Origin of the sequence: Natrarchaeobius oligotrophus (genome assembly GCF_003841465.1) — an archaeon.
Classification (GTDB): Archaea; Halobacteriota; Halobacteria; order Halobacteriales; family Natrialbaceae; genus Natrarchaeobius; species Natrarchaeobius oligotrophus.
Map to the genome: position 1 here is coordinate 60,153 of NZ_REFZ01000012.1, position 12,503 is coordinate 72,655.

A 12,503-nucleotide genomic window follows, 5' to 3' on the forward strand; every position below is an offset into this window, starting at 1 on the left:
GGAAGTAAAAACGCGCGACTCGAGGCAGGGAGAGAGAACGATCGACTCGGGCCGCCGGGAGAACGCCCAACCGATCCCGACGTCGAGATGGAGGAGTGAGTGCCGCCGTCGGGACGGGCGGTTGCAGCGCGAGCGCTTTTGCCGGATCGGGCCGTTTCCCCACCCACGTTGGTCGACGTCGAACTCCCCTTCGAAGATCCCGACCGCGAACTCAACGTCAGAGACGAGTACAGCGCGACGATCAACGTCTTCTTGCACTTTACGGTTCTCGGACTGATCACGCTGGTGACGGGACGACCGTTTCTGTTTCCGAGTCTCGGGCCCTCGGCGTACCTGATGGCGACCGGCGAACAGCCGCGAGCCGAGGGCGGCTACCACGTCATCGGCGGTCACGCCATCGCCGTCGTCGCCGGGCTGATCGCCTACGCGCTGCTTGGAAACGAGGTCAGCGCGTACGTCGTCTTCGATCAACCCGACCCCGCGCTCTCGTGGGACCTCATCTACCTGTCCGCGAGCGCGACGCTCGCGATGATGTTGACGACCACGACCATGTTACTGACGAAGACGAACCACGCGGCGGCGTGCGCGACGACGCTGATCGTCGCGTTGGGACTGATGGGCGGCCTCGAGGACGGGCTCATCATCGTGGCGGCGGTCGCCATCCTCTGGTACCTCCACGACCGCGTCATCTCGACGCTCGCGGAACGGTTCGGATTCAAACCGAGAGACGCTCGAGAGTGACGGTCGAAAATGAAAACGGAACTGAGCCGATACGCGGCGCTACTGATTCTCCTCTTCCTGTAGCTCCGCGAGTTCCGCTTCGACCTCCTCGTCGTCGACGTCCGCCTCGAGGTCCTCGAGTTCGGAGTCGTCGACGTCCGCCGCCTCGACGTCGGAGTCGGGTTCGGACTCCCCGCCGCCGACGTCTGATTTCAGCGTCTCGAGTTCGGCCTCGACGCCGCTGCCGGTCGACAGCTCCTCGAGTTCGCGGTCGATCGAATCCTTGTCCGAGAGGACGTCGTCGAACGCGCCGCTCTCGTGGAGTTCGTCCAGGGCGGCGGCGCGGGCTTCCATGTCCTCGGTCTGTTCTTCGGCCCGTTCGATCGCGCGACCCACGTCCTCGAACTCCTCGCCCGTCGCCGTCATCGCCTCCGACACCGTCGAACTCGCCTCGGCGGCCTCGTAGCGGGCTTTCATCGTCTCCTTTTTCGTCCGGAACTCCTCGATGCGCGTCTGGAGTTCGTCTTTCTGCTCGATCAGACTGTCCTGCTGGCTCTGGAGGTCCGAAATCTGGCGCTCGAGGTCCTCGATCTGGTTCATCTTCGTCTTCTTCTTCTCGAGGGCGCGCCGCGCCAGGTCCTCTCGGTCCTGCTGGACCGCCGTTCGGGCCTGCTCGTTGTGCTTCTCGACGTTTTCCTCGAGCCGGCGCTTTTGCATCTCGAGGCGCTTTTTCTGGGTGGTGAGATCGGCGATACCGCGTTTGACCTCCTGAAGCTGGTCGCGCATCTGCTCGTAGGAGTAATCGAGCGTCTGGGTCGGGTCCTCGGCTCGGTTGAGCAGCGAGTTGATCTTCGACCGGATGACGTAGGAGGTCCGAGAGAGGATGCCCATACTCGTACGTATCGCTCGTCACCCTTAAAAACATCACATCAACGACAGTCGGCGACGAACGCACGGTCGGTGAGCGAGCGCGACGAGTGAGGACGGATCGGGCGGCCCGCCACGGCGTCGCCGGGGTCGAACGCGACCCGTGGCTTCAATACCGGGCGGGCGATACCCCCGAGCATGAGCGACGTGGTGATCCCCGGCGGACGCGACGTTCGCGGAACGCTCGAGCAGCCGGCGGGCGAGCCGTCGGCGATCGTCGTCGCCTGTCCGCCCCATCCCCGGTACGGCGGTTCGCGAAGCGACAGGCGGCTCGTCGCGATCTCGAGTGCGCTCGCGGAGGCGGGAATCGACTGCCTGCGATTCGACTACGGGACGTGGGACGAAGGCTACGGCGAGCGCGAGGACGTGCGAAACGCCGTCCGGTGGGCACGCGAACGCTACGCTCGGGTCGGCCTGTTCGGCTACAGCTTCGGCGCGACGCAGGCGCTGCTCGCGAGCGCGGACGTGGCGGTCGACGCCGTCGCCGTCCTCGCGCCGTCGGCGCGAATCGACGCGAACGCGGATCTCGACGCCGTCGACGCCCTCGGCGCGCTCGAGTCGCCGGCCAGAGTGCTCTACGGCGAGCGAGACGAGACGGTGGAGTGGGGTCCGGTCGTCGAGCGCGCAGACGAGCGGGGTCCCGACGTGACGACCGTGGCCCTGTCGGCGGACCACTTCTTCGTCGGACAGGACGACGCGATCGCCGAGTCGGTCCGCGAGTTCTTCGAACGCACGCTGCTCGAGTAGCGACCGACGATCGAGTCGACGGAACGGGGATCGCGGTCGGTTTCGACGTGACTGTGCGAGCGTCGAACCGTTGGAAAAGACGGGATCAGTCCCGGCCGTGGCGGGTCAGACACTTCGGCAGCCCGATCAGTTCGACCGGCTCCGAATTGTCGGGCGAGTAGACGACCATCTGTCCCTTCTCCATGTAGGGGACCTTCGACTCGAGGTTCGAGGGGATGTTGACGCTCTTGATGGCGTCTTCGTCGCCCAGATTGAGGACGACCGTGGTGTTGATCTGTTTGAAGACGGCGTCGTCGATGTCCTGGGGGTCCTGCGTGATCAGAAAGAGGCCGAGTCGTTCCTTGCGGCCCTGCTTGGCCGCTTCGGTGAACTTCGTGATGACTTTGCCCGCCTGGACGCTGTCGGCGTCGGTGAGGAAGTTGTGGGCTTCGTCCATGCCGAGGATCAGCGGCGTCTCCTTGATGCGGTCGTAGGTCGGATCGTTCGAGAGCTTCTCGTCGATCAGCAGCGACGAGAGTGCGAGCACGACGGCCTCGGTCGCTCGCGTATCGTTGATGTGGTACGTCGGAACGACGCTCAATCCGCCGGGGCGGACGAACTCGGAGATCAGCTCGGTGATCGGTCGGGCGTCCTGGTCGAAGACGTGACCGAAGCCGAGAACGCGCCGGCGAACGGCGTCGAAGGTCGCCTCGTGGACGCGGCCGGACTCGTCGAGTTCCTCTCTGAGCGCGGGGTCGTCGAGAAACGTCGTGAACTCGTCGTAGGTTGCTCCCATCCCGTACTGCTCGCGAAATCGCGGCAGGAGAACGCTCACGAGCGCGCCGTACTGGTTGTCGTTCAGTCCGCTGCCGGCGACGAGCCACGGATTCTCGTGGACCATCGAGAACGGAATCGTGAACTCGACCTGCTGTGCGCGGTGGTGTCCCGCCGAGTACGACGCGGAGCCGATTTTCGGGACGAACGCCGTCGTCTCGGAAACGCCGCCGTGGGCGATCCCCTCGCGCTCGAGACGGCGGGCGAACTCGTCGTCGAGGTCGGGGTTGTCGTCGTGCATCTGGGCGTACTCGTCCTGCGGGTCGAACTGGACGACGGCGGGACGGACGCTGCGCCCGTCTTCCATCGGGTACGTCCGGTTGTCGGCGAGAAACTGTCGGAGAACGTTCTTCGCGCCGTGGGTCTTTCCGGAACCGGTGCCGCCGGCGATCAGGGTGTGTCGGAAGACGAGCGGATCGCCCGCCTCGTAGTCGTCTTTCAACCGGTAGTCGATCGTCGGCGGTGACGCCGCGGTCCTGACCTTCTCGCCGCCGACGGAGAGGTGACCGAGGAAGACGCCGTCGTCGGGAATCTTCAGCCCGGTCTTGATGGCCTCGGTGTCGTCGGCCTGCGCGATCACGGTCTGGGGTTTGGGTACGCGGTCGGTCATCCGGCGTTTGAGTTCGCCCTCGTCCTGGTACAGCACCGCGATCGGCTCGAGCGACGCGACGAACTTGTAGTCGGCCTCCTCGATGCCGTCGGAGCGCATCGCGCGTCGGGCGTGAATCTCGGTCGCGTCGTCGGCGTGGTACTGCTGGGCGTACTCGAGTTCCGTGATGCGACAGAACAGCTGTTCGCCGTCCGGATACGGCGCGAGCAGGTAGCTCCCCAGACGGATCGACGAGCGGTTCCCGCGGGTGACGTACGCACGCAGCGTCGTTTCGTCGCCGTCTTCGGCGACGCGCAACCCCTGCGAGACACAGAGCGCGCCGATGCCGACGTCCTCGCCGCGCGGTTCGACGGTCGTCGTTTCGAACTCGTCGTCCGCGGTTCCGGCCCCGTTCGGTTGGACGTCGCCCGCAGCCGACGTCGCATCGGACCGCCGAGACGGAGCGTCGGCCTCCTCGGCCGCGGATTCGGCCGCGGCGCTCGGATCGCCGTCTCCGTCGGCGGTGAAATCGCCGAAGTCACCCAGATCGGTCATACTCACGTAATCCGACCGGTTCCTAAAACGCGTTTCCCTCCGGGCGTGCCGACGCGCTGTCACGAAGCAGAACTCGAAACCGAACGTTCCGACGGGTCCGACGTCAACGGGGATGGTTCACCGGCGGGCGGCCGGAGCGATCCGACCGGTCAGACGGCGTCGTCGGGGCGACTGACCAGCCCGGACTCGTGGTCGTACTCGAGGGCGCCGATCTCCTCGAGTGCGGGAAGATGGGAGTGATGAAGCGCGATTTCCGCACGCTCAGGATCCGTCTGCGAGAGCGATCCCCGGCCAGCGAGCGCCGATGCGAGCTGCTCGAGCGAGAGCGGTCGATCGCTCTCGGTCACCTCCTCGAGGACGGCCAGTCGGACGGGATCGACCAGCTGCTCGAGGTGAGCCGCGTCGCCGTTGCTCTCTTCGAGGAGCCGCGAGAGTTCGTCCGGACAGACGGGCGAATCGGCGACCAGTTCGACGCGGTCGTCGTCCCACTCGACGATGCCGAACTCGGCGAGCCGCGGCAGGTGGTTGTGGACGAGCGTGACCCGGATCTCCCGACGGGAGCGGCCCCCCGTGACGTCGGACCGCTCCCGCTCGGCCAATGCGGACGTAAGCGCCTCGACCGACAGACTGGGCCGATCTTCGAGAATCTCGAGGAGCCGGACGCGGCGGGGATGGCGCAGAACTTCGTAGCGCTCCGGCGCGACGTCGTTCAGAATGACTCCCCCGCTGGTGCTATCGATGTGAGCGTCAGAACTCATTAGAAGGATACACCATTGCAACGTGGATAAGCCCGTTTCCAAAACGATTTGGGTCATTTGTTTGATGCGTTATCTCATACGCGGCGAATTTGGACTACTGACCGTCGCATATAGTAATATCGTATACTAATTATCATTGTTCCAGGTGGTCGTCGGGGGTGACACCAGCGAGGACGAGCGAAAAGAAAGAGCAACTCGCCTACGTTCGAGTCACGCCCTTTTTGCGTCCGCGAGCCGTACGAAACGGTATGCTCATGGTACGCGGAATAGCGGGCGGGACCGAACTTACCGGGACGCTGTACGAGCGCGGTGAGCAGTCCCCCTCGTTTCGCGGTGCGCCCGACGAGGACGCCGCGTACGTCTGGGTCTGCGACGAGTTCTACGAGGTCGACAGCGGCGGAACCACGCAGCTGGTGGACGGACGGGAGGTTAACCTCGCGTTCGAATCACCCATGCCGCGGGGGTTCGACACCCGCGAACAGGCGCTCGAGTGTGCGAAAGAGCACGTCCGAACGCAGTTCGCCCGGATCGGCATCGATCCCGACGACGTCGAGTTCGACGTCGAGAAAGCGGAACTCGACGTCGAGTGAGGCGGTCTGGCGCCCGTCGGTTCCGACGCGCGCGAACCCTTGCGTACCGGTACGGAGTGACAACGGGTCGTCCGAACCCGGCCACGGCGACGCCTCGGTCGACGGCCCGGCGTTCGCTTCGACGGTCGACGCTCCGACGGTCGCGGCCGGGTCACCGCGGAAACGGCGCGGAAACCCGCGGCCTTCAACCGCTGGTGGCCGACCAGCCGTCGTCCCAGCGGTGATCGTCGTAGCTGCGTCTGTGAGTCGTGTCGAACTGCGTCTCGAGCGTGTCCCGGAGCGACCGTTTCTCCGGGCGACTGATTCGGGCGAGTTCGTCCGCCTTCTCGACGATCGTCGGCGGTCCGTGTGCGATCGCGACGTCCTGGAGTAGCTGCATCGTCAGTCGCTCACGCGTCTCCGTATCGCGAGTGAACGCGTAGGGCGCTTCGATCCGGTAGAGCAGATCGTCGCGGGGATCGTAGACGACGAAGAACGTGACCTCGTACGCCGAGGGGTCGAGGCGGCGGGCAACGCCGAGCGCGTCGCCGTCGGCCGACAGCGGCCCATCGACGCCGCCGCGTGAGCGGAACCAGTTCGTGTACGAAAGCGACGTCGTGTCGCGCTCCCAGCGATCGCCGTCGGCGTCGTCGACGTACTCGCCGCGCTCGAGCAGCCGCGTGAACAGCGCCGCGTCGTCGGCCCAGGGGACGCTGACGTCGACGTCTCGGTTCTCCTTCAGCGTTCGCGTGACGACGCGGGTTGCCGGGTTTTTGACGAATCCGACGAGGGGGACCCCGCGGTCGACGAATCGCTCGACCAGCCGAACGTAGTTCTCGAGGACCGTCGTCGGCCGGGGATCCTCGAGGAGGAAATCCGAGAGATCGGGGTGCTGGTCGGCCCAGCGGAGGAGTCCGCGCGGATACAGCGGCCCGTCGAGGACGAGCAGGTCCGAAACCGCCGGCGCGTGCTCGAGGGCGTGTTTGCTCTCGGCCAGATAGAGCGCGAGCGCGTGAACGACGCCCTCGGCGAACCGCGGCAGCGGTGGTACCTTCACCGCCCGGCTGCGACTGAATCCCTCGTCGAACGACCGCCACTCCTCGTCGACGGTCATCGTCTCGTCGTTCGAGTGGACCGTCATGACGGTCGTCCGCGAGCGGTGTAACTCGAGATCGCTCGGCGTCGCGCTCATCGCCGCCTGGGCGATGTCGATGACCAGCCCGTTTTTGAACGTCGTCGGGTTGATCGTCCCGGCGTCGAGGCCGTGTTGGGTGGGGAATTCGCGTTCGCGCAACGCGACCGTCTCGCAGTCGACGAGCCGACGCGCCCGCTCGTCGACCGGCGCGAGAATCGTCCGGTCGTCCGATCGAAGCGGCTCGAGAAACTCCGTCCAGACGGTCTCGGCGAACGCGCGCCGGTCGCGTTCGTCCGCGCCGTGGTCGATCCGCCTCGCGAGTTGCGCGATGCCGTCGTAGTGGACCGGATCGAGCGTCATGGCCGTTGATCCCGGTCCACGAGCAAAAACCCAGTGATCGGTCGTCTCGAGAGAAACCGCCGGACGACGACGGGGATCACCTCGATCGCACGGAAAAACAACAGCTAATTACGCGCGGATGGGCATCGCTCGCACATGGACGCTGCGTTGATCGTTCTCGACGGCTGGGGACTCGGAAGGGACGGCGGACGCGATGCCGTGAAGGCGGCCGAGACGCCGACGTTCGATCGCATCTCGGACGTCGGTGCAAGCGCCAGCCTCGAGGTCGCGGGCAGACGCGTCGGGCTGCCGGAGGGACAGATGGGCAACAGCGAGGTCGGCCACCTCAACATCGGGGCCGGCCGGGTCGTCTACCAGGAGTACACGCGCATCTCCGATGCGATCGCCGACGGGTCGTTCCGGGAGAACGACGCCATCAACGCGGCCTTCGACGGCGCACTCGAGAACGACGGGCGGATTCACTTCGTCGGTCTCGTCAGCGACGGCGGCGTCCACTCCGATCACGAGCACCTCCACGCGCTGATCGAACTCGCCGGCGACCGCGGCGTCGAGGCGGTCACCCACGCGATCACCGACGGACGGGACACCTCGCCCACCGGCGGTCGCGAGTACCTCGCGACGCTCGAGGACGTTGTCGACGAGCACGGAACGGGTCACGTCGCGACCGTCACGGGCCGCTACTACGCGATGGACCGCGACCAGAACTGGGAGCGGACGAAGCGGGCCTACGACGCGATCGTCGATCGAGAGGCCGCGTTCGAGGCGGAGTCGGCGCTCGGGGCGATCGAACGATCCTACGAGCGCGACGTCACCGACGAGTTCGTCGAACCGACGGTGATCGAGGGCGGTCCTGCGCTCGAAGACGGCGACGCGGTCGTCTGGTTCAACTTCCGCTCCGATCGCGCCCGCCAGCTGACCAGGATGCTCGCGGACATCCGTTCGGCGGACTGGGCGACGGAGTTCGAGACGGATCCGCCGGACGCCGAGGTCGTGATGATGACCCAGTACGACAAGACGTTCGACCTGCCGGTCGCGTATCCGCCGAACCAGCCCGAGAACGTGCTGGGCGAGGTGCTCGCCGACCACGGGAAGTCGCAACTGCGGATCGCCGAATCCGAGAAGTACGCCCACGTCACCTACTTCTTGAACGGCGGCCGCGAGGTCGAGTTCGACGGCGAGATCCGCGAAATCGTCGAGAGTCCGGACGTACCGACCTACGACGAGCGCCCCGAGATGAGCGCGCCCGAGGTGACCGATACGGCGATCGAAATTCTCGAGGACGAGAATCCGGACACCCTCGTACTCAACTACGCCAATCCGGACATGGTCGGCCACACCGGCGACTACGAGGCCGCGATCGAAGCGGTCGAAGCCGTCGACGCGCAACTCGGCCGACTGCTCGAGGCGCTCGCGGACGCCGGCGCGCACGTCCTGGTCACCGCAGACCACGGCAACGCCGACGAGATGGGCACCGAAGACGATCCACACACCGCCCACACGTACAACGACGTTCCGTTCGTCTACCTCGCCCCCGACGGGACAGACGGCGGTCGATCCGTCCGCGAGGGCGGAACGCTTGCCGACCTCGCGCCCACGCTCCTCGGGCTGATCGGCGTCGATCGCCCGCCGGAGATGACCGGCGAACCGTTGCTCGAGTGAGCGCGCGGTCCGTCGCCGATTTCGGCGGTATCCGCGACGGCGAACAGTATTTAGTGTCGGAGACGGAATGTCCGCCCATGAGTAGTGACGGATCCCTGATGGCGACCGAGGACGAGGAGTTCGTCCGGGAAATTATGTACATCATGATCGTCTGGACGATCGCCGTGATCATCGCGGGAATCGTGCTGGTACTGCTTCGGGACCCCTTCGCGGGACTGTTCGCGTTCGCACCGATCGGACTCTGACTTCCCGGAACTTCGACGCCGGCGTAACGACACCGCCAGCCGAGTATCGACGGAACTCCCGGGACGATAGCCAGTATACTTATGATAATTCATCCTACAACTCGAACTGACATCCGCTTTGATTGGGAGCCGTACGCTGACTTACGACCATCGGCACCGATTCGGTTCGAGTGCGAACGACGCCTCTCGGTGGGCGGACGCGAGAAAGCGACGCCGGCGAGCGAGCATCGATCGAACGACGGATAGCGGCGACTCGCAGCGATCGACGACGGTCGCCGACAGCACTCCACGCTGTGGTCGAAGAGATCGCGTTCGGCGGTCGAGCGGACGCCGACCTCGAGAAACGGGGTGGCGAAATGAGCGGTAGTTCGGGTCGCGCGGAACCCCGGACTCGAGGAGAACCGACGAATCGCTCCTTTCACGTCCTCTACGCCGACGCGACCGACGACCGCGAGCGCATCGAGGAAGCGATCGGGAGGTCGTATACGACGACGACCGTCGACTCTGCGGCGGAGATCCGCGACGCGCTCGATCACGAGATCGACTGCGTCGTGATCGGCGACGGCTTCGACGCGGCCGACGTCGTCTCGATGCTCGAGAACGTTGTCGACGTCCGTCCGACCGTTCCGGTCGTCAGGTTCGCACCGACGGTCGAACCGGCGGTCTGTCGATCGATGGTCTCCCTCGAGGCGTCGGCGATCGAGACGTACGGCGATCGTCCGCTGGACGAACACGCAATCGGTCGGCTCGCGGCTCGTATCGACGAGTTCTATCACCGCTCGATTTCGGACATCAGGGAGGTGGTGTTCGAGATTTCGCGGTCGTTGATGAGCGCCGCGCCGGACGAGACCGATATCGAGATCGAGTGGGGACTCCAGCTGGTCGGCCGACAGCTCGACGCCGATCGCTGTCTCGTATTCGAACTCGAGGGCGAAGCCCTCGAACCGACCCACTGCTGGGATCGGCGGGCGGAGCACCCGACCGACGTCGAGTCGATCGATATCGGGTCATTCCCCGGATTCGAGACCATGTCCAAGTCGTTCGACCCACACGCCGTTCCGCCGGCCGTCGACGACGAGCTCGACATCGACGTTCCGGAAGGGTTCGTCGGCCGCCTCGGCGCTGCCGAGAGACGGTCGGATCGCCGCGTCGAAGCGAAGCCGAAAGAACATCCGTACCTTCGAGAGCGGAACCTGGAGTCGTTGCTCGCGGTTCCGATCGTCGTCGACTGGGAACTCGAGGGGGTTCTGGCCATCGAACAGCGAATCGAACGGCCGTGGCCCCGGTCGCTTCGCCAGCAGGTTCGGACGCTCGGCGAACTCGTGGGGTACACGCTGGACCGGGAGCGTCGCCGCCGGGAACTCGCACGGCAAAACGAACACCTCGAGCGATTCACCTCCGTCGTGAGCCACGACCTCCGCAACCCGCTCAACGTGCTCCAGGGGTACGCCGATCTCGTCGAGGAGACGGAGGATCCGGCGTACGTCGAAGAGATCGTCGTCGCAGCGGAACGCATGGAGACGATGATCGACGATCTGCTGGCGCTTGCGCGCCAGGGCGAACACCTCGACGAGCGGCGGCTCGATCTCGAGCGGACGGTTCGAGCCGCCTGGAACGGCGTCGAGACGGCAAACGCCGTCCTCGAAACCCGAGAGCTCGGAACGGTCGAAGGCGATCCCGGTCGTCTCCAGCAGGCGTTCGAGAATCTCTTTCGAAACGCGATCGAACACGCGGGACCGTCGGTGAGGGTGACCGTCTGCGGCACGGACGACGGGTTCGCAGTCGAGGACGACGGTCCCGGAATTCCAGCGGAAGAACGGGATCGGGTCGTCCAGAAGGGGTACACCGGCGGTAACGGTACGGGACTCGGTCTCTCGATCGTCACGTCAGTCGTCGACGCCCACGGCTGGTCGGTCTCCGTTGAGGCAGCCGACTCGGGCGGCGCGCGCTTCGAGTTCGTCACGGCCACGGAATCCGAACGACGGCCCGAGCGGGACGCGCGGTGAGTTTCGTCCACGATCGCAACAACGTTTTACTACCAGCCCTGAGTTGGGGACGACCATGAGCGACGACAGCGACGACCGTCAGTTTGCAACGAACAGCGTCCACGCCGGACAGGAGCCCGATCCGACGACGGGCGCTCGAGCGCCGCCACTCTACCAGACGACCTCCTACGTCTTCGACGACACCGAACACGCTGCGGCGCTGTTCGGGCTGCAGGAGTTCGGCAACATCTACTCGCGGATCATGAACCCGACGAACGCGATGCTCGAAGAGCGCATCGCGACGCTCGAGGGCGGCGTCGGCGCGCTGGCCACCTCGTCCGGAATGGCGGCGTTCGATCTGGCGACGTTCATCCTCGCCGACGTCGGCGACAACATCGTCTCCTCGTCGTCGCTGTACGGAGGTACCTACACGTACCTGACCCACACGGTCTCGAAACGCGGCATCGAGACGAAGTTCGTCGACACGCTCGACTACGACGCCTACGAGGAAGCCATCGACGACGACACCGCGTTCGTCCACCTCGAGACGATCGGCAATCCCGCGCTCGTGACGCCGGACATCGAGCGAATCGCGGACATCGCTCACGACCACGACGTGCCGCTGTTCGTCGACAACACGTTCGCGACGCCGTATCTCTGTCGGCCGATCGAACACGGCGCGGACCTGGTCTGGAACTCGACGACCAAGTGGATCCACGGCGCCGGCTCGACCGTCGGGGGCGTGCTCGTCGACGGCGGTAGTTTCCCGTGGGACGAGGGCGACTATCCGGAGCTCACGGAGCCGAACCCGGCCTACCACGGCGTCAACTTCCACGAAACCTTCGGCGAACAGGCGTTCGCCATCGCCGCCCGAACGCGCGGACTGCGCGACCTCGGTAACCAGCAGTCGCCGTTCGACGCCTGGGTCACCCTCCAGAAGCTCGAGTCGTTGCCGCTTCGCATGGAGAAACACTGCGAGAACGCGATGGCCGTCGCCGAGTTCCTCGAGGATCACCCGGACGTCTCGTGGATCAACTATCCCGGTCTCGAGAGTCACGAGACCCACGACGAGGCCGGCGAGTACCTCGACGGCGGCTACGGCGGTATGATCACGTTCGGCCTCGAGGACGGCTACGACGCGGCCGAGACGGTGTGCAACGAGGTCGAACTCACCAGCTTACTCGCCAACGTCGGCGACGCGAAGTCGCTGATCATCCACCCCGCGAGCACCACCCACCAGCAGCTCACCGAGGAAGAAAAACTCGCGAGCGGCGTGAGCGACGACCTCGTCCGGCTGTCGATCGGCATCGAGGACGTCGACGACGTCATCGCCGACCTCGATCGGGCGATTTCGAACGCCTGAAGCGAACGGCTGCCGGGTTCGGTTCTCGACGGCTCCCGGTCGACCGTCGGATTACGGAACATTCGAGGTGAACGCCTC

11 protein-coding genes are annotated in these 12,503 nt (G+C 65.6%); 7 read left to right on the forward strand and 4 right to left on the reverse strand.

The features are described from left to right. Positions 1-168: 168 nt before the first annotated feature. Positions 169-741: an HPP family protein gene (locus EA472_RS16000; RefSeq protein WP_124192518.1), complete on the forward strand. Its 573-nt coding sequence runs from the start codon at positions 169-171 to the stop codon at positions 739-741. 39 nt (positions 742-780) lie between these two features. On the opposite strand, the gene EA472_RS16005 is transcribed toward EA472_RS16000, so the two are convergent. Further along, positions 781-1,611: a PspA/IM30 family protein gene (locus tag EA472_RS16005; RefSeq protein WP_124192519.1), complete on the reverse strand. Its 831-nt coding sequence runs from the start codon at positions 1,609-1,611 to the stop codon at positions 781-783. A 174-nt stretch (positions 1,612-1,785) separates the two neighbouring features. Between EA472_RS16005 and EA472_RS16010 the strand changes: the two genes are divergently transcribed. Continuing rightward, positions 1,786-2,394, forward strand: a complete 609-nt coding sequence (locus EA472_RS16010; RefSeq protein ID WP_124192520.1) for an alpha/beta hydrolase — start codon at positions 1,786-1,788, stop codon at positions 2,392-2,394. 85 nt (positions 2,395-2,479) lie between these two features. On the opposite strand, the gene EA472_RS16015 is transcribed toward EA472_RS16010, so the two are convergent. Together EA472_RS16015 and EA472_RS16020 are read right to left on the reverse strand one after the other, a co-directional pair. Continuing rightward, a complete protein-coding gene (locus EA472_RS16015; protein ID WP_124192521.1) occupies positions 2,480-4,351 on the reverse strand; it encodes an ATP-binding protein in 1,872 nt (623 codons plus the stop codon). 149 nt (positions 4,352-4,500) lie between these two features. Beyond that, positions 4,501-5,109: a DUF7344 domain-containing protein gene (locus EA472_RS16020; protein WP_124192522.1), complete on the reverse strand. Its 609-nt coding sequence runs from the start codon at positions 5,107-5,109 to the stop codon at positions 4,501-4,503. A gap of 248 nt (positions 5,110-5,357) precedes the next feature. Here EA472_RS16020 and EA472_RS16025 point away from each other — a divergent pair, with 248 nt between their 5' ends. Then, entirely contained in the window at positions 5,358-5,699 is a 342-nt protein-coding gene (locus EA472_RS16025) for a DUF7113 family protein (RefSeq protein ID WP_124192523.1), read from the forward strand. 184 nt (positions 5,700-5,883) lie between these two features. Here EA472_RS16025 and EA472_RS16030 read toward each other — a convergent pair whose 3' ends face one another. Then, the gene (locus tag EA472_RS16030; RefSeq protein WP_124192524.1) at positions 5,884-7,173 is read right to left on the reverse strand and encodes a DNA double-strand break repair nuclease NurA; all 1,290 of its coding nucleotides are present in this window, start codon (positions 7,171-7,173) and stop codon (positions 5,884-5,886) included. Positions 7,174-7,308: 135 nt separating this feature from the next. Here EA472_RS16030 and gpmI point away from each other — a divergent pair, with 135 nt between their 5' ends. The 4 genes from gpmI to EA472_RS16045 all read left to right on the forward strand — a co-directional run bounded on the left by gpmI (position 7,309) and on the right by EA472_RS16045 (position 12,425). Beyond that, complete coding sequence (gpmI, locus tag EA472_RS16035; protein WP_124192525.1) at positions 7,309-8,832, forward strand: 2,3-bisphosphoglycerate-independent phosphoglycerate mutase; 1,524 nt, start codon at positions 7,309-7,311, stop codon at positions 8,830-8,832. A gap of 77 nt (positions 8,833-8,909) precedes the next feature. Next, positions 8,910-9,077, forward strand: coding sequence for a hypothetical protein (locus tag EA472_RS22590; protein WP_165874922.1), 168 nt, complete (start codon positions 8,910-8,912; stop codon positions 9,075-9,077). Positions 9,078-9,370: 293 nt separating this feature from the next. Then, positions 9,371-11,083: a receiver/sensor box histidine kinase gene (locus tag EA472_RS16040; protein ID WP_243637874.1), complete on the forward strand. Its 1,713-nt coding sequence runs from the start codon at positions 9,371-9,373 to the stop codon at positions 11,081-11,083. Between the two features lie 55 nt (positions 11,084-11,138). Further along, positions 11,139-12,425, forward strand: coding sequence for an O-acetylhomoserine aminocarboxypropyltransferase/cysteine synthase family protein (locus EA472_RS16045; RefSeq protein ID WP_124192526.1), 1,287 nt, complete (start codon positions 11,139-11,141; stop codon positions 12,423-12,425). Positions 12,426-12,503 lie beyond the last annotated feature (78 nt).

Coding starts and splice junctions, on each gene's coding strand:
- EA472_RS16030 (WP_124192524.1), bottom strand. CDS start 7,173: ATGACGCTCGATCCGGTCCACTACGACGGCATCGCGCAACTCGCGAGG.
- EA472_RS22590 (WP_165874922.1), top strand. CDS start 8,910: ATGAGTAGTGACGGATCCCTGATGGCGACCGAGGACGAGGAGTTCGTC.
- EA472_RS16020 (WP_124192522.1), bottom strand. CDS start 5,109: ATGAGTTCTGACGCTCACATCGATAGCACCAGCGGGGGAGTCATTCTG.
- EA472_RS16015 (WP_124192521.1), bottom strand. CDS start 4,351: ATGACCGATCTGGGTGACTTCGGCGATTTCACCGCCGACGGAGACGGC.
- EA472_RS16045 (WP_124192526.1), top strand. CDS start 11,139: ATGAGCGACGACAGCGACGACCGTCAGTTTGCAACGAACAGCGTCCAC.
- EA472_RS16010 (WP_124192520.1), top strand. CDS start 1,786: ATGAGCGACGTGGTGATCCCCGGCGGACGCGACGTTCGCGGAACGCTC.
- EA472_RS16005 (WP_124192519.1), bottom strand. CDS start 1,611: ATGGGCATCCTCTCTCGGACCTCCTACGTCATCCGGTCGAAGATCAAC.
- gpmI (WP_124192525.1), top strand. CDS start 7,309: ATGGACGCTGCGTTGATCGTTCTCGACGGCTGGGGACTCGGAAGGGAC.
- EA472_RS16025 (WP_124192523.1), top strand. CDS start 5,358: ATGCTCATGGTACGCGGAATAGCGGGCGGGACCGAACTTACCGGGACG.